Source organism: Pseudomonas sp. TE6288, from assembly GCF_054062095.1.
Genome location: NZ_JBSSEW010000004.1, coordinates 217362 through 236295, shown reverse-complemented (window position 1 = coordinate 236295; position 18934 = coordinate 217362). Strand labels below are relative to the sequence as shown.

The 18934-nt window shown below is 62.0% G+C and carries 23 protein-coding genes; 22 read left to right on the top strand and 1 reads right to left on the bottom strand.

Annotated elements, in window-relative coordinates; translation table 11 throughout:
- Positions 1-98: 98 nt before the first annotated feature.
- A complete protein-coding gene (locus tag ACVWY1_RS05945) occupies positions 99-758 on the bottom strand; it encodes a LexA family protein (protein ID WP_110604251.1) in 660 nt (219 codons plus the stop codon).
- Positions 759-855: 97 nt separating this feature from the next.
- Between ACVWY1_RS05945 and ACVWY1_RS05940 the strand changes: the two genes are divergently transcribed.
- The 22 genes from ACVWY1_RS05940 to ACVWY1_RS05835 all read left to right on the top strand — a co-directional run bounded on the left by ACVWY1_RS05940 (position 856) and on the right by ACVWY1_RS05835 (position 18933).
- The gene (locus tag ACVWY1_RS05940; RefSeq protein WP_263155202.1) at positions 856-1050 is read left to right on the top strand and encodes a helix-turn-helix domain-containing protein; all 195 of its coding nucleotides are present in this window, start codon (positions 856-858) and stop codon (positions 1048-1050) included.
- A 221-nt stretch (positions 1051-1271) separates the two neighbouring features.
- Positions 1272-1760: a phage regulatory CII family protein gene (locus tag ACVWY1_RS05935; protein ID WP_110604253.1), complete on the top strand. Its 489-nt coding sequence runs from the start codon at positions 1272-1274 to the stop codon at positions 1758-1760.
- The gene (locus tag ACVWY1_RS05930; protein WP_110604254.1) at positions 1753-1956 is read left to right on the top strand and encodes a TraR/DksA C4-type zinc finger protein; all 204 of its coding nucleotides are present in this window, start codon (positions 1753-1755) and stop codon (positions 1954-1956) included. The genes ACVWY1_RS05935 and ACVWY1_RS05930 overlap by 8 nt, the downstream gene beginning before the upstream one ends.
- Positions 1953-4712 (top strand): bifunctional DNA primase/polymerase, encoded by a 2760-nt coding sequence (locus ACVWY1_RS05925; protein ID WP_457377953.1) that lies wholly within the window; start codon positions 1953-1955, stop codon positions 4710-4712. The genes ACVWY1_RS05930 and ACVWY1_RS05925 overlap by 4 nt, the downstream gene beginning before the upstream one ends.
- Before the next feature lie 325 nt (positions 4713-5037).
- Complete coding sequence (locus tag ACVWY1_RS05920) at positions 5038-5586, top strand: hypothetical protein (protein ID WP_457377952.1); 549 nt, start codon at positions 5038-5040, stop codon at positions 5584-5586.
- 208 nt (positions 5587-5794) lie between these two features.
- Entirely contained in the window at positions 5795-6142 is a 348-nt protein-coding gene (locus ACVWY1_RS05915; protein WP_457377951.1) for a phage holin family protein, read from the top strand.
- 149 nt (positions 6143-6291) lie between these two features.
- Positions 6292-6843 (top strand): hypothetical protein, encoded by a 552-nt coding sequence (locus tag ACVWY1_RS05910; RefSeq protein ID WP_457377950.1) that lies wholly within the window; start codon positions 6292-6294, stop codon positions 6841-6843.
- Between the two features lie 4 nt (positions 6844-6847).
- The gene (locus ACVWY1_RS05905) at positions 6848-8881 is read left to right on the top strand and encodes a phage terminase large subunit family protein (protein WP_457377949.1); all 2034 of its coding nucleotides are present in this window, start codon (positions 6848-6850) and stop codon (positions 8879-8881) included.
- A gap of 1 nt (position 8882) precedes the next feature.
- A complete protein-coding gene (locus tag ACVWY1_RS05900) occupies positions 8883-9089 on the top strand; it encodes a phage head-tail joining protein (RefSeq protein ID WP_457377948.1) in 207 nt (68 codons plus the stop codon).
- The gene (locus ACVWY1_RS05895; RefSeq protein ID WP_457377947.1) at positions 9086-10567 is read left to right on the top strand and encodes a phage portal protein; all 1482 of its coding nucleotides are present in this window, start codon (positions 9086-9088) and stop codon (positions 10565-10567) included. Before ACVWY1_RS05900 ends, ACVWY1_RS05895 begins: the two co-directional genes overlap by 4 nt.
- A gap of 5 nt (positions 10568-10572) precedes the next feature.
- Positions 10573-11724: a head maturation protease, ClpP-related gene (locus ACVWY1_RS05890; protein ID WP_457377972.1), complete on the top strand. Its 1152-nt coding sequence runs from the start codon at positions 10573-10575 to the stop codon at positions 11722-11724.
- The gene (locus ACVWY1_RS05885; protein ID WP_258599027.1) at positions 11721-12068 is read left to right on the top strand and encodes a head decoration protein; all 348 of its coding nucleotides are present in this window, start codon (positions 11721-11723) and stop codon (positions 12066-12068) included. Before ACVWY1_RS05890 ends, ACVWY1_RS05885 begins: the two co-directional genes overlap by 4 nt.
- A 61-nt stretch (positions 12069-12129) precedes the next feature.
- Positions 12130-13125, top strand: a complete 996-nt coding sequence (locus tag ACVWY1_RS05880; protein WP_457377946.1) for a major capsid protein — start codon at positions 12130-12132, stop codon at positions 13123-13125.
- Positions 13126-13127: 2 nt separating this feature from the next.
- Positions 13128-13442 carry a head-tail joining protein gene (locus ACVWY1_RS05875; RefSeq protein WP_457377945.1) on the top strand — a complete coding sequence of 105 codons (315 nt, stop codon included), beginning with the start codon at positions 13128-13130 and terminating at the stop codon, positions 13440-13442.
- Positions 13439-14101, top strand: a complete 663-nt coding sequence (locus ACVWY1_RS05870) for a hypothetical protein (RefSeq protein WP_197865796.1) — start codon at positions 13439-13441, stop codon at positions 14099-14101. The genes ACVWY1_RS05875 and ACVWY1_RS05870 overlap by 4 nt, the downstream gene beginning before the upstream one ends.
- The gene (locus ACVWY1_RS05865) at positions 14094-14606 is read left to right on the top strand and encodes a hypothetical protein (RefSeq protein ID WP_457377944.1); all 513 of its coding nucleotides are present in this window, start codon (positions 14094-14096) and stop codon (positions 14604-14606) included. Before ACVWY1_RS05870 ends, ACVWY1_RS05865 begins: the two co-directional genes overlap by 8 nt.
- On the top strand, positions 14603-15184 hold the full coding sequence (locus tag ACVWY1_RS05860; protein WP_197865798.1) for a phage baseplate assembly protein V: 582 nt from the start codon (positions 14603-14605) through the stop codon (positions 15182-15184). Before ACVWY1_RS05865 ends, ACVWY1_RS05860 begins: the two co-directional genes overlap by 4 nt.
- Before the next feature lie 44 nt (positions 15185-15228).
- Positions 15229-15444, top strand: a complete 216-nt coding sequence (locus ACVWY1_RS05855; protein ID WP_457377943.1) for a hypothetical protein — start codon at positions 15229-15231, stop codon at positions 15442-15444.
- Between the two features lie 2 nt (positions 15445-15446).
- Entirely contained in the window at positions 15447-15773 is a 327-nt protein-coding gene (locus tag ACVWY1_RS05850; protein WP_457377942.1) for a GPW/gp25 family protein, read from the top strand.
- Positions 15770-16651, top strand: coding sequence for a baseplate assembly protein (locus tag ACVWY1_RS05845; protein WP_457377941.1), 882 nt, complete (start codon positions 15770-15772; stop codon positions 16649-16651). Before ACVWY1_RS05850 ends, ACVWY1_RS05845 begins: the two co-directional genes overlap by 4 nt.
- Position 16652: 1 nt before the next feature.
- Positions 16653-17261, top strand: a complete 609-nt coding sequence (locus tag ACVWY1_RS05840; protein ID WP_457377940.1) for a phage tail protein I — start codon at positions 16653-16655, stop codon at positions 17259-17261.
- A complete protein-coding gene (locus tag ACVWY1_RS05835) occupies positions 17254-18933 on the top strand; it encodes a phage tail protein (protein ID WP_457377939.1) in 1680 nt (559 codons plus the stop codon). Before ACVWY1_RS05840 ends, ACVWY1_RS05835 begins: the two co-directional genes overlap by 8 nt.
- The last annotated feature ends 1 nt before the right edge of the window (position 18934 follow it).

Here is an 18934-nt window from a genome sequence, read left to right as displayed (position 1 = left end):
ATGTCTGAACCTCAGTGAGAGAGAGGGTGCGGTCCAGACAATACTCAAACGAATTTTTAGGGTCAATACATTTTCGAGACGAATCTATTCGAAAACGATTAGAATATTTCCACCTTCGATACTACAACTCCACAAATCGCGGCGTCTGGTGGAAGCTCAATGATCGGATCCGGCCATGAGGGGTTCAGCGGCTTCAGGAATTGGCGGTCTCCTTCGATAACGAGCTGCTTGAACGTGGCTTCTCTGCTATCGGCAAGCTTGGCGATCACAAGGGAGCCATTCTCATACTCTTTTGCAGGGTCGACAAAAATAATGTCTCCTTCCCTGAAAGACCTTCGTTCATGCGGATTGAACATCGACAAGCCTCGAACCCTAAGTGCGAAGGTCGAACTGCTATGCGATACCGCGCATGGTAACCAAGCCTCCGCTTCATGCATCTCCAGCGGTTCTTGCATTTCGCACCAGGCTCCAGCCTGTACCCAGGAGATCAGCGGTACAAAGCCGCGAACATGTGGGCCCGGTTCGACGTTCGTATGCGGCGCGACGGGAACGGGGTTGCCAGATTCACCCTTCCAGAGCCACTCAGTGGTGACACCCAGCACTTTGGCAATGCGCTCGACGTTTTCCTGCCGGGGACTTACTGACGTCCCTGAGAGGATTCTATGAATTGTTGGCTGTGGGACGCCGGATCGCCGGGCGAGCTCTCCTCCTGACAGACCAAGCTCGTGCATACGCTTTGCTATGCGGTTTCCTATCACTGCTAACGACTCTGATTAGTTTGCGTATCGCTAGTGTATTGCTCTCGCCTATTCGTTTGGGTAACATCAGGTTATTCGCTAACGAATAGGTTGCATCATGTCCATTCAAGAGATGCTTCGAGCCCTAATCGCACAGGGTTTTTCACAGCGTGCGATTGCTGATCGGGTCGGGGTGACACAGCCGACGATCTATCGCGCGACGAAGGGGGCGGCAGTCCGCTATGAGGTAGGCAAGGCTATCGAGGTTTTTTACGGCGAGCAGGTCCAACAGGAGGAAACAGATCAAAAGTAAGAACGCTGAGCCAGGACTCTCACCTCCCGGCCCAGCTATGAAGGTGTAACACCATCACTCCCGTCACCCGGTGCCCTCTCTCACAAGTTCAGCCGGATGACTATTACCGAATGCAGTACACGCACAGCACAGCGCGGATTTACGCACAGCACGACGGTCGTGGTCGTAGGATAGGTCTTACCTGATCCGAAGGCTACACCGTAAACCGAGGATTTACGGTTATGAGCAGGATTGATCTTTTGCCGGGCGCTGGCCCGGTCCTTAATTTGCGGCAGGCGCTCTACCGCTCAGGTCGTGACTATCACGGCGGTATTACCCGTTTGGCCTTCGACATGGGGCTTGAGGTCGATGCCCTCCAGAAGAAACTGCACCACACCGACGACCGCCGCTGGCCAACACCTGATGAGCTTGAAGAGATCGTGCAGTGGACTGCTGATCCGCGCCTGCTCGACGCGTTGGTTCGACCTGCAGGCGCGGTCTGGTATCGCCCCGAGCCGGTGCCTGCCACCAACGATGCGCTGCAGGCAGTTGCGAAGCTGCTCGACGAATCGGGGCAGTTTGTAGGTAGCCTGCATGATGGCGCCTCGGACAATGTCTGGACTTTGCCCGAGGTGTTGGATCTGGAGCAGCGCGGCATGGAGGTTATCCGGCAGGTGCTAGCCATCATGGCGGGTGCGCGCGAGGCCATGGAGGACGAAGCTCATGGCTGACGCCGTCGATTTCGCCAATGACCATGCCGAGTACTTCCTCCAACTTTCACTGCAGCGCCTTGCACGACTTCCTGTAAAACCGAGCGCGCAGTTCTGTGAGGATTGCGACGAGCCGATTCCGTTGGCCCGTCAGCAGTCGGTCGCGGGTTGCGAAACCTGCGTCGACTGCCAGGGGTTGCGGGAGCGCCGGAGATGAGCGGGCGCCCAACTCCTACCACAGCTGATTGGGCGCGGCGTTACATTGAAACCTTCAACCTGGCTCTGGTCCCGATCGAGCCAGGTGAGAAGGGGCCGAAGGGTAAGGGTTGGAATCAGCCCGGTCGCTATTTCACTGTCGCCGATGATGCCGAGGCGTTCTGGACGAAGCGCCCGAGTCACAATCTTGGGGTGGTGCTCGGGCCTAGTCGCGTCTGCTCGTTGGACGTTGATGACGTCGAACTGACGCGGCAGGTCATGCAGCAGACGCTGGGGCTCGACGTTGACGCCCTTGCAGACGCATACCCGACCTCCGTGGGTAACCCTGAGCGTTTCCGTGTGATGTTCCGCGTCCCCGAGGGTGTGGAACTGAGTCGCCACGCCCTGGTTTGGCCCAACAAGAACGACCCCGATGGCACCATCTACAAAGGGCTAATGGCGCAGGTCCAAGCAGCGGTAGAAGCGGAAGATGCCGACCGCGAAGCGGCTTTCCGATTGGCGGCTGAGCCCTTCAAGAAAGTGACCGTTTTCGAGTTGCGGGGCGGCCTGGTACAAGACGTGCTGCCGCCCTCCATCCATCCTGGCACGGGTAAGCCCTACACATGGCGTACTGAGCCAGTAGCCGGCGGCTTGCCGGAGCTTCCGCCCGTACTGCTGGCGATCTGGCAGGGTTGGGACGAGTTCAAGCCCAGAGGGGAGGCCGTTTGCCCGTGGAGGCCGAAGCCGGCTATGCCCGCAGCTCGCCCGACGCCAAGGCCATCACCAGCTCCTGCTCGATCTGGTGACAAGCTTCCGGAGGTCATCCCGGAATTCAACCGCATCCACGACATCGCCACGATGATCGAGGCGCATGGCTACAAGCGCATCGACGGAAAGTGGCTGAGCCCGCACAGCAGCTCCGGCATGCCTGGGGTGACGATCACCGACGGCAAGCTCTTTTCCCATCACACGTCGGACCCGCTGGCGAACGGACACAAGAATGATGCCTTCGACGTGTTCTGCATTCTGATGCACGGCGGCGATCAAAGGGCGGCTACCAGAGCGGCAGCGCAGATCCTCGGTATCGACGCCAAGTCACGTCCACCGACACCGCCGCCGCTGGGTGAGCTTCCCCGTGCCCCATCTGTCGTCAAGCAGGCCGACCAAAGCGAAGTGGACGCTAACCCTGACGAACCTGCGGCCGCTGAGCCAAATCCAATCGAGCCCAGCCCGGCCGCCTCCTCGGCCTCCGGGGGGGAGGGGGGTGGCGCGCTGGACATTGAATGCGCAATGCGCCGCTTCGCGCTGATTGAAGGCACCACGCATGTCTGGGACATGGACAAGGCGAAGCCGATGAAGAAGTCAGCTTTCGAGGCGCTGGTGGGCAAGCCGTTGGCCAAAGCATGGCTGGAGCGGCCCGACAGAAAGTTGATTGCCCCTGAGCAGGCGCAGGAACTCGATGAGGCACGGCGCCTGGCAAGCAAGAAGGGCGGGGCGCTGAAGCTAGATCCCATTGAGCGCTACGTCTACATCGACGGGACTAAGGATGTCTGGGACCGGGAAAAGAAGCGCCGAATCCCAGAGGGTGCTGTGAAGATGGCCTTGGGGGATGAGTACAAGTGGTGGCTGAACTGCGGGGAGCGGAGGGTGGTAGACGTCGATCACATCGTGTTCGACCCGACGATGACCAAGGACCCGAATATCTACATCAATACCTTTGAGGGGCTGCCACTTGAGCCGGTGCGGGATGATGCAGCATGCGAGAACCTCCGGTGGCTGATCTCTTTCCTTTGCAACCACGATGAGCAGGCGCTTGAGTGGCTGGTGAAATGGCTCGCTTACCCGCTCCAACACATGGGCGCCAAGATGGACACCGCTGTCTTGATGCACTCGATCATGGAAGGCTCGGGCAAAAGTTTGCTGTTTGCCGACGTCTTTGGTCAGCTCTACGGTCAATACGCCGCGACGGTAGGGCAGACACAGTTGGAAGGCAGCTTCAACGCCTGGCAGAGTCGTAAGCTTTGGGCGGTTTTCGAGGAAGTTGTCAGCAGGGACCAGCGGTACAACCAAGTCGGCAAGATCAAGCACATGATCACCGGCAAGACGGTGCGCATGGAGTCAAAATTCATCAACGGTTGGGAAGAAGCTAACCACATGAACGCGGTCTTCCTGAGCAACGAGATCATGCCCTGGCCGATCAGTGACGCCGACCGACGAATGCTGGTGATGTGGCCCATGGAGACGTTGCCTGTTGCGCGGCAAAAGGCGATCAGTCATGAGTTGGCCAGCGGTGGTGTTGCAGCCTTGTACGGCTGGCTGCTTGCTGTCGAGTTGGGAGATTTCGACCAGCGTACTCGTCCTCCCGAGACAGAGGCACGGCAACGTCTAGTCGCGCTCAGTCGCACGGCATGGCAAACTTTCTTGCATTTGTGGCGAACCGAGGAGCTCGGTCGTGGTCTGTGGGCATGCTGCTTAGCAACAGACCTATATGCGTTGTTCATTGAATGGTGCTCTCGGAACAAAGAGCACGCCATGAGCCAGACGAAATTCTCGCTCATGCTCAGCGCCACAGTCGAGAAGACGCGCTCAATCCCTTGGACGGAGCGCAATACCCGGCGGTTTGCCGCGTTTTTCTTCCCGAGCGATGGCGATGCTTCCCTGCCCCCATCATTCAATGCGGCCGAGCTTGGGCAAGCAGTTATCACCTGGCGCAGCAAGGCGAAACTTGCAGGGTGGAACGTGGATGGTTGGGACCACGTGAAGGGGCTGGCAGCATGAAACCAAGAGCCCCTGTGTTGGGTGTGTTGGGTTTGTGTTGGGTTCACTTCTGCAACCCAACACACATAGAACCCCCGTATTTCAAGGGCCCGAGTACCCCTGTGTTGGGTGTGTTGGGTTTGCGCGCGCGCGCGCGTGCATACGGAATATTTCTCAAGCTAATACGGTGCCGTAAAAAACCCTATGCGAGGACTAAAAAACCCAACAAACCCAACACACTCAACACACCTATTAATAATCTATTGAATTTATTGGGTTTTAACTGTGTTGGGTTTGTGTTGGGTTGGCATTTTTTGTGTTGGGTTTCGATTCTGGAGGGCGGGCAATGATGGTGGACCACGGATTACGCCTTCAAATCTTGGTGAGACTTGCACAGCATCAGGTCGATATGGCTCAGCTGATCGACCAGGCCGAACGCCTGCGCCTGGTGGGGGAACTGATGCGGCACTGGGGAGAGCAGCGCGGGAAGCTAGGGTTGGAAGCGAGCTTGGGCAGCCAGATGGGCACGATCATGGAATGGAAGGGAGCGGCACCGCGCACAGGATCGTCGGGGGCGCGCATTTTGGTGTCGGGTGCGGGTCTCGACCATGCCGCTGCCGAGGTCGATGCGGCTGTGGCGGAACTTGCGCGGCGTGATGCTCGGGGCGCCACGTTGGCCAAGCTGGCCGAGCTGCGCTACCTGCACGGCGCGACGGTGCGTGAACAAATGCGCGAAGTCGGGCTGACCGAGGACGCGGATCGCACTTATCGCAACTGGGTGAAAGCGCTGCACTTGCAGGTGTTAGCCATCCTTGGAGCAAGGGCAGGGCGGGTACGCTTGCCTACCGTTCGTCGGGTCAATATGCAACTTGCCTGCAACATGGATGCTACATAGCGACCACATTGTGACGTACCGAAAATCACCCCTTTTCGGTTTTTCCGGTGGCATGTAAAAAGGCGCCACGATATCAAAAGTGCGCTTAGGCGCTTCCCCAACAAGCACTGTGCTGTGCAACCCGCTCCGACCTGTCGGCGCATTGAGAACCCTGCCACCTGGTGGGGTTTTCTTTTTCCGGCGCCGTGCTTTGCCAATTGAGGCCTGCATGAACAGCGAGCAACAAGCGTTAGTCGAGATGCCGATCTGGATGGTGATCGTACTGTCCCTGGTCGGCGGGGTGTCAGGTGAAATGTGGCGGGCCGACAAGGCGGGGGCTCGAGGTTGGGGGCTGGTGCGCCGGTTGGCCTTACGTTCGGGTGCCTGCGTTACCTGCGGGCTGTCGGCCAACATGCTGTTGTATGCCCTTGGCGCATCGGTGTGGATGGCGGCGGCGGTTGGTTGCTTGACCGCGATGGCCGGCGCCGATGTGGCGATCAACCTCTACGAGCGCTGGGCCGCCAAGCGGCTGGGTCTGGCGCAGGTGCCGTCAGCTGGCCCCGAGGCTGGCCAGTGACCCGCCCGGAATCCTGGGTGGGGCCAGGGACCCTGGCGATATGGACGGGGTACGGGACCGGGAACCCGCGATTCTTTGCTAGCGGCTGGTTTTCCCACGTTGGTTGACATTGGTTGACAGGTTTACAGTCCAAGTTGACAGAGGTTTACATGACATATCTCACCCGAACCGAATACGCGAAAAGCAAAAGCTGGTCGCGGCAGTACGTGGGAAAGCTCGTTCAGCAGGGGCGCTTGATTCTCACAGCCGATGGGTTGGTAGATGTCGACGCCAGCGAGCAATACCTGGCAATGACCAGCGAGCCGGGCAGGCGTAATTCGAACGTGGAGCCGGCCCCCGTTCCTCCAGCGGCGGTGCCGCCACGAACGGCTGAAGTCCAACATCAGGTCGTTCATCCGGGTTATCAGCAATCCAAAGCTCGGCTGGCGCTGGCGCAGGCCGAACTGACAGAAACCAACTTGCGTAAAACAAACGGCGCACTGGTTGAAGTGGAGGTCGTGGATCAAGCGGCGTTTTCTGCTGGCCGGATGATTCGCGACCAGGTGCTAGCTCTTCCCGCGCAGTTGGCTCCCGAAATCTCGGCAATCTCCGATCCGTGGCAAATCGAACGGATCATCGCGAGCGCCTTGCGGCGAGTTCTGGACGACGCCGCCTCCATGACCGCTGCCGAGTTTGAGCAAGCCATTCACTCACAGAGCTGAACCTATGCAGTTTCCATACGCAGATGGGGCGGCGGTCCACCATGCTGCGTATACGCGAGGCCTGAAACCTGACCCTGAACTTTGGGTCGATGAATGGGCCGATGGCTACATGCGTATCCCGCGTGACACCGGTGCCGCCGAACCTGGTAAGTACCGAACGGCGCGCACGCCGTATGCGCGCGAACCTATGCGATGCCTGTCTCCAGCCCATCCGTCCAAGCGGGTTGTCACGATGGTCGCGTCGCAATTGATGAAAACGCAGATCGCCCTGAACTGGATCGGCGCTCTGATCCATATGGCGCCATCTAACATCCTGACCCTGCTACCTAGCCTGGGGCTGGCGAAACGGGTGTCGTCGCGGATCGGCAAAACCTTAGCGGTTATCCCGGAGTTGAAATCACGTGTGGCTGCATCCCGCTCCAGAGATGCTCGCAACACGATGGACACCAAGGAGTTCGAGGGCGGCACGCTTTACGCGACCACAGCCGGCTCGGCCGCCAACCTTGCTGAACTGTCTGCAAGGTATGTCTACGGCGACGAGATAGACCGCTGGGATGTGGATGTTGACCAGGAAGGTGATCCCATCAAATTGGCCGAGGCGCGCGGCAGTACCTTCGGCCGCAACGCCAAGTTCTATTTCTCCAGCTCGCCAACGATCAAGGGCGCCTCGCGGATTGCAGATCTCTTCGAGATGAGCGACCAGCGTTTCTACTACGTGCCCTGTCCGACCTGCGGGCACATGCAGACGTTGAAGTGGGATCGCCTGATGTACTCGGCTGATTTCGCCAACGTGCATTACCAGTGCGCCGGGCCTGAGTGCGACGTAGTGATAGAGGAACATCACAAGGGTGAGATGCTGGCCAAAGGAGAGTGGCGCTCCCATTCCGAAGGCGACGGCGAAACGGTGGGGTTCCACCTCAATGCACTGTACGCCCCGCTCGGCTGGCACTCTTGGGCCATGCTGGCCCGCGAGTTCGAGGAGGCCAAGCGCGCCCAGGACCGCGGCGACCTTGAACCCATGCAGGTGTTCTACAACACCCGTCTGGCCGAGGTCTGGGATAGCGCGATCGAGCAGACCAAGGCCGAGGTGCTGCAGGCCCGTGCGCTTCAGGAAGACTACGTGCTGGGCACCCTACCCGTGGGGGCGCTTGCGCTGACGGCATCCGTCGATGTCCAGGCCAACCGCCTGGAACTGATGGTCATGGCCTGGGGCACCGGCATGGAGCGCTGGGTGGTCGATCACCAGGTGATCCCTGGTGATCCGGCCGACGAGCGTACCTGGGCACTACTGGATGACCGCCTCAAGATCCGGTACCGGCACCCCTGCGGCGTCAGCCTGGGGATCCTGGCTACCGGCATCGACTCCGGCGGCCACCACACGCATGAGGTCTACCAGTTCACCCGCGTGCGCCGCTGGCGCAACGTGTTTGCGCTCAAGGGCGCAAGCAAGCCGGGCCGGCCAGTGATCGCCCAGCGTCCGTCGCAGGTGGACGTCACTTGGAAGGGCCAGACCGAGCGCAACGGCGCCGAGCTGTGGATCGTTGGTACCGACACGGCCAAGGACTGGATCTACAACCGCTACAGCTTCGAGACGGGACCGGGCGCGCTGCACTTCGCCAAGGACCTGCCGGACGAGTTCTTCCAGCAGTGCGTGGCCGAACGCAAGATCGCCCGCTACGTGAAGGGCTACAAGCGGATCGAGTGGGTCAAGAGCAAGGCCGAGCGCAACGAGGCTCTGGACCTCATGGTGTACAACCTGGCTATGGCCAACTTCCTCGGCCTGCACCGTTATGGCGAACAGGACTGGGACAAGCTGCGGCAGGCGCTTGCGCAGGCCAGCTTGTTCGACCAGAGCGAGCAGCAGCCAGCCCGGCCCCAGGCCAGCGAGCCAGATGGCGACGACCCAGACGAAGAAGTCGAGCAGCCGGCATCGACACCGATCAGGCGGCCCGATCCGCCAACACCGCCGGCTCCGCGAGCCGCGCCTCAACCTATGCAACGCCGCAGCTCCAGCAGCGGTTACCTGAAGAGACGCTGACATGGCCTATACAAAAGCAGACCTCGCGACTGTCGAGCGGGCGATCGCGCGCGGCGAAAAGATCGTTCGTTACTCGGACCGCACCGTGGAGTATCGAACCGTCGACGAGTTGATCAAGGCCCGCGACCTGATCCAGTCTGAACTGGTGAAGGCCTCCGGGCCGCGCTCGCGCGTCGTGCGCGTCTACCACGGGGGCAAAGGCCTGTGAGCGGACGTTATCTGACCCTTGGCCGCTCCGGCATTCTTGTGCCCGAGCGGATCAAGGCCAGCTATGAAGGCGGCGCCGAGGGACGGCGCTCATCGAACTGGGATGCGCCGGACACCGGCGTGAACAGCTTGATCATGCCGGCCTTGCGCAACCTGCGTTCTCGCTCCCGCAGCGCGGTCCGCAACGACCCCTACGCCGCCAACGTCATCGACAAGCGCGTAAGCAACTTGATCGGCACCGGCATCACGCCGCATCCGCAGCTGCTCGACAAGGCGGTGCGCAAGGCGATGCAGGTGCTGTGGGAGGATTGGGTGGACGAAGCTGACGCCGATCAGCTCACCGACTTCTACGGCCTGCAGGCTCTAGTGGCGCGGACGGTCGAGCAGTCGGGCGAATGCTTCATCCGCCTGCGCCCACGCCGGCTGGAGGATGGCTACGCGGTGCCGCTCCAGCTGCAGTGCCTGGCGCCTGAATTCGTCCCCCACGACAAGTTCGAGTTGACCCGCTTCGGCAACGTTATCCGCGCCGGGATCGAGTTCAACGGCATGGGTCGGCGGGTGGCGTACTGGTGCTACCGCAACCATCCCAGCGACAAGTCGGCGCTGAACGTCGGCTACAACCAGCTGGTGCGCATACCGGCCGAGCAGATGCTGCATGTCTTCGAGCCGCTGGAACCGGGGCAACTGCGTGGCGTACCGCGCTTGGCGCCGGTGCTGAAGCGCCTGCGCAGCCTGGACAACTTCGACGATGCGGTGCTGTTCCGCCAAGAGGTGGCCAACCTCTTCGCAGGCTTCGTTCGCAAGCCCGCCCCGGAGGGGGCACCGCAGCTTGATCCGCTCACTGGCGCACCGGTTAAGTACGACCGTGACGGCTTCACACCGATGGTGGGGCTGGAGCCCGGCACGATGCAGGAGCTGTTGCCCGGCGAGCAGGTCGAGTTCTCGGACCCACCCGACGCCGGAAACAACTATCCCGACTTCATGCGGCAGCAGCTGATGGCCGCTGCCGCTGGCTCGGGGCTGCCCTACGAGCTGATGACCGGTGACATGCAGGGCGTGAACGACCGTGCGATCCGCGTGGTGCTGACCGAGTTCCGTCGCAGGCTGGAGCAACTGCAGTTCCAGGTTTACGTCCACCAGCTGTGTCGGCCAGTGCGTAAAGCCTGGATGGACATGGCGGTACTCGCCGGTGCGCTCGACCTGCCGGACTACTCGCAGCGCCGCCGCGATTACCAGCGCACCCGGTGGGTGCCCCAAGGCTGGGCCTACATCCATCCGGTCCAGGACGTCCAGTCGCGCACCATGGAAATCGCCGCGGGCTTCGCGTCACGTAGCGAGGTTTGCCTGCGAGGCGGTACCGATGCCGAGGTGGTGGATGAAGAGAACGCCGCCGATCTCGCCCGGGCGAAGACCTTGGGCCTCACCTACAGCACGTTGTCGGCGATCGATGACGATCCCGACGAGAAGGAGAAACCATGAAACCGTTGAAGCCGTTGATGCCATTCCGCATCTTCAACAAGGTGCCCTCGGCGCCGAAGGTCGAAGATCAGCACTGGTACAAGATCAGCGCAGCGGCCGAAGGCGAGGGCGCAGCCAACGCCGAGCCTGTCCCCATCGAGATCTACATCTACGGAGAGATCGGTGGCTGGGGCATCACTGCGAACGAGTTCATCAAGGATTTGAAGGCGATCGACGACGGCGTCTCGCCGGTTGTAGTGGCGTTCAACACCATTGGTGGTGACCTGTTCGACGGCCTGGCCATTCACAACGCGCTGAATCGCCTTGGCGAGCGCTGCACCGCGCGTATCGATGCGCTGGCCGCCAGTGCCGGAAGTGTCGCGGCCTGTGGCGCCCACCGCCTGGTCATGGCTTCCAACGCCATGCTGATGGTGCACAACCCCTGGACCTGGACCAGCGGCGATGCCGAGGACCTGCGCCGCGTCGCTGACGTCCTCGACCAGACATTCGAAGCTATCATCGCGGCATACCGGGCCAAGGCCCCGGACATCGACGACGTCGAGCTGCGCCGCATGGTCAACGATGAGACCTGGCTGACGGCTCAGGAAGCCCTGGCGCTGGGCCTGGCTGATGAGGTGGGCAACGGGGTCGAGGTCAAAGCCTGCCTCGCGCAAGGCGCAGCGATGAAGCGGTACCGCCAGACTCCGCAGGCGCTGCTGGATCAGCTGGCTGATCAGACTCCGGACGATGACCCAGCAACTCCACCTGAAGTAACCCCGCCAGATCCAGCAGCCTCCACGGCGCTGGCGCTGATGATCACCCAGGGCTGCGCCAAGGCCGGTATCAGCAACCTGGCCGAGACCCTGATCGCCTCCACCAAACTGACCGACCAGGCCACGGTGCAGGCCGCGCTGACACGGGCGAAGGGTGTTCACGACCTCTGCGTCGCGGCGCGTTTGCCCGAGCTTACAGCGGAGTACGTCAACGCCGGCCTGGAGCCTGACGCGGTGCGAGCGCGCCTGTTCGAAAAGCTGGTCAGCTCCGGCAAAGGCTTTGAGATCGACAACAGCCTGCCACCGGCCGACGACGAGCCGGAGAAGGTCAAGGCGCAACTCCCCAACCCATCCAGCATCTGGGCTGCCCGCCGGCAGGCCGCCAACAAAGGAGCACGACCATGAGCAACATCCAACAGGAACCGGTCCACGCCGGTGAGTTCCTGCTTTCTGAGGGCGCGGGGAAGATCTCCCGCGAAGCCATCAACATCGCAGCCGGCCCGGCCCTGGTCGCTGGGCAGTTGCTCGGCCTGGTCACGGCAACCGGCGAGTTCGCGCCCTACGCTCCTGCGGCTGAAGACGGTACTGAAAACGCCGTTTGCATCCTTTTCGCCCCGCTCGGTGAGTCGGACATCTCGCGCCGGGGGCGTGCTGTCGTGCGGCTGGCCGAGGTCACCGAGGCGTTGCTGACGGGCGTCGATGCTGATGCCGAAAAGTCCCTGGCGAAGCAGTTCATCATCCTGCGCTGATCCAACCCTCTCTTTCTCCCAACCCTGCCTTGTGCGGGGTTTTTACTTTCTGGAGTACCCCATGGCTGAGATTGCCATTTTTCAAGACGATGCCTTCAGCGTTGCAGCCCTGACCGCCGCCATCAATGAGCAGGAGTACGTGCCGGGCCGCCTGGCCGCCCTCGGTCTGTTCCGCGAAGAGGGTGTCCCTACCCTGACAGTCCAGCTCGAAAAGGACGGCGATACGCTCGCCCTTGTGCCTGCGGGTGAGCGTGGCACCTCTGGCCTGGTGGTTGGCGGTAGCAAGCGCAAGCTGATTCCCTTCAACACCATTCACCTGCCGCAGCGTTTCTCGATCAAGGCCGACGAGATTCAGGGCATTCGTGCGTTTGGTACCACCACCGAGCTCCAGGCCGTCCAGGCCGTGGTGAACAAACGCCTGAGCAAGGTGCGCAGCCAACTGGACGCCACCCATGAGTATCACCGCATGGGTGCTGTGAATGGCCAGGTGCTGGACGCCGACGGTACCACGGTGCTGCTGGACATCTACAAAACCTTCGGTGTTTCCCGGCAGACGATGTCGATGGGCCTCAACGATCAGAATGCCAACGTCCAGGCCCAGTGCGTCGATGCGCTGGACATGCAGGAAGACGCGCTCGGCAACGTCACCACCACTGGTGCACGTGCCTTCTGCGGCAAGACGTTCTGGAAGAAGCTGATCGCTCACACTTCGGTGGTTGAGACCTACAAGGGCAGCGAACAGGCAGCATCTCTGCGGGGGGACGGGCGTGCGTCGTTCGAATTTGGCGGCATCAGCTGGGAACGCTATCGCGGCAAGGTAGGCGGCAAGGCCTATGTTGCCGACGACGAGGCCCGTCTGGTGCCCGAGGGTGTCTCGGATCTGTTCCTTTCGATCTACGCACCGGCGGACTACATCGAGACGGTTAACACCGAAGGCCTGCCGTATTACAGCAAGATCGAGGAGATGCCGTTCGGCAAAGGTGTCGACGGCGAGGCGCAGTCCAACCCGCTGCACATTTGCACTCGTCCCCGTGCAGTAATCCGTCTGACGCTCTGATCATGGCCTTCCGGGACCTGATCGATGAAGTGGACGATACGGTGTTCGATGTCCTGGGCGATCGCGCCCTGATCGATGGGCGCGAAGTGCAGGGGATGTTCTCTGCACCGTGGCTGCAGCCGAAGTTCGGCCGCATCACCACGTCGCTGCGGGAGCCGCACCTGGTTATCCGTGTGAAGGACAACGCCGGGGTCGAAGCCCGGCAGCGGGTAGAAATCGACCTGTCGGCGGAGGACGGCGGCGGCGCGTACACGATCGCTAGCGTCGAACCAGGCGGTGACGGACTGGTTGCCCTGGTGCTGAGGAAGGCGCCATGAGCGTCGGCAGCTATCACAAGGTGTCCTCCAGCACCGGGATGATCACCCTGCAGGCGGTGCCCCAGCAGGTCGCACGGTTCGATGAGTTTGTGGCGTTGGCTCCCAAGGCCATCGCCAAAGCTCAGCGTCGAGCGATCAACAAGACCCTGCGCTGGCTGCGTACCCACGTGGGCAGGGCGGTCGCTGTGCAGGAGCGGATCGCTGTGGCCTCGGTTCGTCAGCGCCTGCGGGCCTATCCGGTGGGCGGTGATGGTCGCGGCAAGCTGTGGTTCGGCCTTGATCCGATCGCGGCAAGTCGCGCGGGGCGGCCACGACAAACCCGCAATGGGGTCTCGGTGGCTGGGCGCCGCTATCAGGGGGCGTTCTTCAAGGCGGTGTACGGGAGCAACCCCGATATCTGGATCCGCACGGCCAGCAAGCATTTCAAGGCGAGCGACTACCCGGCCAGCGAAGTATCAGGGGCCGGTGGGGCCAGCTCCGGCTGGATCGCCGAGAATGGCAGTCGCTTCCCGTTGGTCAAGGCGATGATCTCCCTGGAAGACGTGAAGCCGCACTTCGAGTCGTGGACACAGAAGGCCCACCAGCGGCTGCTGGAGGTCATGAGGCAAGAGCTCAACTACGAGCTGCAGAAACTGTTGGGGAGGGTTGGTAATGGCTGAGGATCCGATCCCACTTAATCGTTTGTACGCCACGATCGAGGCGCACATCGCCGAGGCGCTGCCTGCATTGGAATACGTCGGCACCATGCCTGACCGGCTTGATCGGATTGCGATCCCCGCAGTGGTGATCGAGTTGGTTGAGTGGGAGCCGGGGCCGGACCCTGGTACTGGCGAGGTTGGGGTGGAGGCGCGATTCGAGGCGCGAGTGATTGTCGCGGGGGAGGAAGACTTTAGCCTCCGTATCGCCGCGTTCTCGGCGGCTCAGTTGACCGTGTTGCTGCGTATGCAGACATGGGGCATCGCAGTCGAGCCGGCCAAGTTCGTCCGAGCGGCACAGGACTGGACGCGGCCTGAGTTGGACGGTTACGCGGTCTGGGTAGTGGAGTGGACCCAGATCATTTACCTGGGCGAGGAAGAGTGGCCATGGCCCAGGCAGCCACCGGGCACACTGGTGCTGAAGGTCGGCCCGGACGCTGAGCCCGTCAGCCCGGAGGAACTGTCATGAGTTACGCATCAGCCATGCACGACCGGATGCTGGCCAGCCTGGTGATCCCCTGCCGGGTGGTCGCCGTCGACCTGGCCGCGGCGATGGTGCGCGTGTCGGACGGCAGCGGCTGGACCAGCGCCTGGGTACGCTGGCACAGCCAAGCCGCTGGCAAGGCACGCCACTGGCGGGCTCCGAGCCTGGACGAGCAGGGCGCATTGATCAGTCCTAGTGGCGAACCTGCCCAGGGCACGTTCGTTCCAGGGCTGTACGGCAATGCTGGCCCGGCGCCGGACAACCGCGACCATGTCGAGGTTTGGCGTTTCGACGACGGTGGCTCCCTTGTCTACGACTGGCAGGCCAAGAGCTACACGATCGAGCTGCCCAGCGGCACGGTCACGGTGAAGGTCGGAGCCTCCCAGGCAGTGCTGACAGACGACGCCATCACGGCCCAGTCCTCGAGCATCACCGCCCAGGCCGACACGATCACGCTGACCGGCGCGGTCACGGTCAACGGAACACTGATGGTCACGGGCGACATCAACGGCGGGGGCCGGATCATCGACACCGCCGGCAACACGGCAAACCACAAACACTGACTATAGCCCGCCGAGTGCGGGCTTTTTCATGCCTGGAGGAAAGCATGGCCAGAACACAGCAAGTGCCTGAGGAAGGCGGTGAAGCAGCGATGGTGCCGCGCGGCCCGGTGACTTTCATCGATCAGGAGTACACCCGCCGCAAGTTGATCCTGCCCGACTGGGTGGAGCTTGAGGTGGTGCAGGGCCAGGTCACGATCAGCGGCGAGGACGCGGTGGGCCTGGCCTACATGCGCAACCGGTCCGACTTCAAGGAAGCCTGACCGTGATTGGCATGGATCGTCGAACGGGCCAGCCAGTCTCCGGCCTGGGTCACCTGCGGCAGTCCATCGAGGACATCCTCACTACCACGGTGGGCAGTCGCAGGATGCGCCCTGAGTACGGTTGCCTGTTGCGCCGCTACGTCGACCTGCCGGTGAACGAGGGCTGGAAAAGTGCGGTGCAGGCCGAGGTTGCCCGTGCCTTGGGCCGTTGGGAACCGCGGCTGCAGCTGGAGCGGGTGCGGGTGCTTGCGGTCATCGACGGCAAGATCGACCTGCAGTTGACCGGCACGTACCTGGGTGACAGCGCAGTCTTGGAGGTGAGTGCATGAGCGCAGTGGATCTATCGCAGCTCCCGGCGCCGCAGGTGCTGGAGAGTCTCGATTTCGAAGGGGTGTACGGCGAGGAGCTGCAGCGCTTTCGCCAGTACATGGGGGACAAATGGGACGCGCTGCTCGAGAGCGATCCGATCACCAAGCTCCTCGAGCTGGGCGCATACCGTCGCATGCAGAACCGGGCGCGGGTCAACGACGCGGCCAAGGCCCTGATGCTGGCCTATGCCCGCGGTGCGGATCTGGACCAGCTGGCCGCCAATGTGAACCTGCAGCGGCTGGTGGTGCAGGCCGAGGATCTCAATGCAGTGCCTCCGGTCGAGCGCGTCCTCGAGGCGGACGATGCGCTACGTGAGCGCGTGCAGCTGGTCTATGAGGGGCTGACCACCGCAGGACCGCGCAACAGCTACATCCTGCATGCCCGCAACGCCTCCGGGCGGGTGGCGGACGCGACAGCCGAAAGCCCGGCCCCGGCCGAGGTGGTGGTTACGGTGCTGGACCTGGAGGGCGCGGGCCTCGCGACGCCGGAGCTGCTGGAGACGGTACGTGCATACCTGAGCGACGACGATGTACGCCCCGTGGCCGATCGGCTCACGGTCCAAGCCGCCGAGATCCTGCCGTACCGGGTCGAGGCCCTGCTTTACAAGGCCGGCACGGGACCAGAAAACGAAGCCATCCTGGCGGCATGCAAGGCTCGGCTGAAGGCTTGGGTAAATCCCCGGCGCCGGCTGGGCCTGGAGGTTTCTCGGTCCGGGATCGATGCCCAGTTGCACATCGACGGTGTGAGCCGGGTGGAACTGGTGGGATGGACGGACATCCGCCCCACGAAGGAACAGGCCGCATGGTGCGAGGCGATCGACGTGGAATGGGGTGGCTGACATGAAAAGTCTGCTCCCCGTGAACAGCACCCAGCTGGAACGCGCCGTCGAGGTCGCCACGGACGAGCTGACCGACATCCCCCTGCGTACTCTGTACAACCCCGACACCTGCCCGGCGCACCTGCTGTACCAGCTGGCCTGGGCCTGGTCGGTGGACCGCTGGGACGACGGTTGGTCGGAGGCGGTGAAGCGTTCCGTAATCCGTTCTGCCTTCTTCGTGCATGCCCACAAGGGCACGATCGGCGCGCTCCGGCGTGTGGTTGAGCCGTTTGGTTATCTCATTGAGATCAACGAATGGTGGCAGCAACAGCCTAGGGGCGTGCCTGGCACCTTCGGGTTGAAGGTGGGTGTTTCTGATGGCGGGATCGATGAAGAGACCTACCGCGAGTTGTCCTTGCTGCTAGACGACGCTCGGCCTGTCAGTCGGCACCTGACTACCTTGCAAATTAGCCTCGAAACTCGCGGAACATTCTATTTGGCTAGTTCGCTGAGCGACGGCGACATCCTCGACGTCTACCCGCCGGCTCAGCGTGACATCAGTGTCTCCGGCCGCATAGGACGCGGGGGGCGTGAACACACAATTGATACCCTGGACATTGCACATGGTTGACCAGAACTCGCAGTTCTTCGCGATCCTCACGAACGTGGGCGCGGCAAAACAAGCCAACGCGGATGCCCTGGGCATCCCATGGACCATCACGCAAATGGCCGTGGGGGATGCCAACGGCACTGATCCTATACCCAGCGCAACCCAGATGCGGCTAATCAATGAGTGGCGCAGAGCGCCGTTGAACCAGCTGAAAGTCGACGACAAGGATACTTCGGTGATCGTGGCGGAGCAGGTGATTCCCGCAGATGTGGGCGGTCACTGGATTCGCGAGATCGCGCTGTATGATGCCGACGGTGACATGGTGGCGGTGGCCAACTGCGCGCCGACATACAAGCCGCTGTTGAGCCAGGGCTCGGGCCGCACCCAGGTGGTGCGCATGAACCTGATCGTCAGCAGTTCCAGTAACGTCCAGCTGCGCATTGACCCGAGCGTCGTGCTTGCTACTCGAGAGTACGTCGACAGCAAGGTCGCTGGGGTATTGCCAGGTGGGAAGCCGGCCGGCACTTACACCAGGGTCACGATCAATGAGCGCGGCATTGTCACCACGGGCACAAATCCCACGACCCTGGGCGGCTATGGCATCACCGACGCCCTGAAGAAAGGCCACCTTGGCCTGGGTGGCAGGATAGCCCCGGCCGGCCAGATCGACACTATCGGCCTGGAGGGTGGTTTCTACTCGTTCACCGACGGGCAAACGACGCTCGGCAACTACGCCTCGGTGTTGAACATCCCGTACATCACCGATGATTACGCGGCGCAGATCGGGTTCATGTATTCAGGCGACGAGCCGATCATTGCGGTCCGCTCCGCCAAGACCTCGCGGCAGTGGGGGCTGACGCGCATCTTGTGGCACAACGGCAACTTTGACCCGTCGGGCTACATCAGTGTTGCCAATGGCTACACCCGCCCCCAGGTCGACGGGCTCCTGGCCAGCAAGGCCAACTGGGCGATCACGCTTGGCGGATACGGCATCACCGACGCTTACACGAAAAGCGAGGTGAATACCGCGTTGCTCGCCAAGGCCGACAAGGATAAGGCGCTGGCCGTCGGCGTTGTCAGCCGGCAGCAGCCGGTACTGGCGTCGCCTGCGTGGGGCGCGGAGTACGGCTCTGGAGCGCTGATTATCCGCGAGGCGATGGAGGTCGGTGCAGCGGATCAGCGCGAAGTTTGCGCGCCCGGTATCGGCTTCCACTGGTTGGGGTTGGTGGCCGGCAAGCTGGTAATGGACTCAATCGGCAAGTTGAAGTGGAACGGGCAGCCCCTGTTGATGGGCACCACCGCCAGCCAGGGTGAGGTCGACACCGGCAGCACTGATACGGGCTTCGTGACGCCGCTCAAGCTGCGCTGGGGGTTCTCCTTCATCAAGGGTGGAGGCGGCGCGAACAATGCGATCGTGTTCCCCTCCTGGTTGGGTGGTCTGATGATTCAGTGGGGCGTTCACATTGCGAATGCCGCTGATGCCGAGACGACGGTCACGTTTCCTCTGGGCTTCAACATCATTCCAGCGTGCGTGAGCGGCTTCACGCATGACGGCGTCATGACCCAGTCGACAGTGGCGCCGCAAGCTCGGCTGCTCACCGCGACAGGCTTTCAGTCTCGACGAGAAGACGTCATCAACAGCTCATCATTTTCCGGCACCGCGTACATCCGCTGGATTGCCGTTGGCTATTGAG

Excerpts from the sequence above, each read along its gene's own strand:
- ACVWY1_RS05840 (WP_457377940.1), top strand. The coding sequence starts at position 16,653 with ATGAAAAGTCTGCTCCCCGTGAACAGCACCCAGCTGGAACGCGCCGTC.
- ACVWY1_RS05910 (WP_457377950.1), top strand. The coding sequence starts at position 6,292 with ATGACATATCTCACCCGAACCGAATACGCGAAAAGCAAAAGCTGGTCG.
- ACVWY1_RS05915 (WP_457377951.1), top strand. The coding sequence starts at position 5,795 with ATGAACAGCGAGCAACAAGCGTTAGTCGAGATGCCGATCTGGATGGTG.
- ACVWY1_RS05835 (WP_457377939.1), top strand. The coding sequence starts at position 17,254 with ATGGTTGACCAGAACTCGCAGTTCTTCGCGATCCTCACGAACGTGGGC.
- ACVWY1_RS05900 (WP_457377948.1), top strand. The coding sequence starts at position 8,883 with ATGGCCTATACAAAAGCAGACCTCGCGACTGTCGAGCGGGCGATCGCG.
- ACVWY1_RS05845 (WP_457377941.1), top strand. The coding sequence starts at position 15,770 with ATGAGCGCAGTGGATCTATCGCAGCTCCCGGCGCCGCAGGTGCTGGAG.
- ACVWY1_RS05860 (WP_197865798.1), top strand. The coding sequence starts at position 14,603 with ATGAGTTACGCATCAGCCATGCACGACCGGATGCTGGCCAGCCTGGTG.
- ACVWY1_RS05875 (WP_457377945.1), top strand. The coding sequence starts at position 13,128 with ATGGCCTTCCGGGACCTGATCGATGAAGTGGACGATACGGTGTTCGAT.
- ACVWY1_RS05930 (WP_110604254.1), top strand. The coding sequence starts at position 1,753 with ATGGCTGACGCCGTCGATTTCGCCAATGACCATGCCGAGTACTTCCTC.
- ACVWY1_RS05865 (WP_457377944.1), top strand. The coding sequence starts at position 14,094 with ATGGCTGAGGATCCGATCCCACTTAATCGTTTGTACGCCACGATCGAG.
- ACVWY1_RS05935 (WP_110604253.1), top strand. The coding sequence starts at position 1,272 with ATGAGCAGGATTGATCTTTTGCCGGGCGCTGGCCCGGTCCTTAATTTG.
- ACVWY1_RS05905 (WP_457377949.1), top strand. The coding sequence starts at position 6,848 with ATGCAGTTTCCATACGCAGATGGGGCGGCGGTCCACCATGCTGCGTAT.
- ACVWY1_RS05880 (WP_457377946.1), top strand. The coding sequence starts at position 12,130 with ATGGCTGAGATTGCCATTTTTCAAGACGATGCCTTCAGCGTTGCAGCC.
- ACVWY1_RS05885 (WP_258599027.1), top strand. The coding sequence starts at position 11,721 with ATGAGCAACATCCAACAGGAACCGGTCCACGCCGGTGAGTTCCTGCTT.
- ACVWY1_RS05920 (WP_457377952.1), top strand. The coding sequence starts at position 5,038 with ATGATGGTGGACCACGGATTACGCCTTCAAATCTTGGTGAGACTTGCA.
- ACVWY1_RS05940 (WP_263155202.1), top strand. The coding sequence starts at position 856 with ATGTCCATTCAAGAGATGCTTCGAGCCCTAATCGCACAGGGTTTTTCA.
- ACVWY1_RS05870 (WP_197865796.1), top strand. The coding sequence starts at position 13,439 with ATGAGCGTCGGCAGCTATCACAAGGTGTCCTCCAGCACCGGGATGATC.
- ACVWY1_RS05925 (WP_457377953.1), top strand. The coding sequence starts at position 1,953 with ATGAGCGGGCGCCCAACTCCTACCACAGCTGATTGGGCGCGGCGTTAC.
- ACVWY1_RS05855 (WP_457377943.1), top strand. The coding sequence starts at position 15,229 with ATGGCCAGAACACAGCAAGTGCCTGAGGAAGGCGGTGAAGCAGCGATG.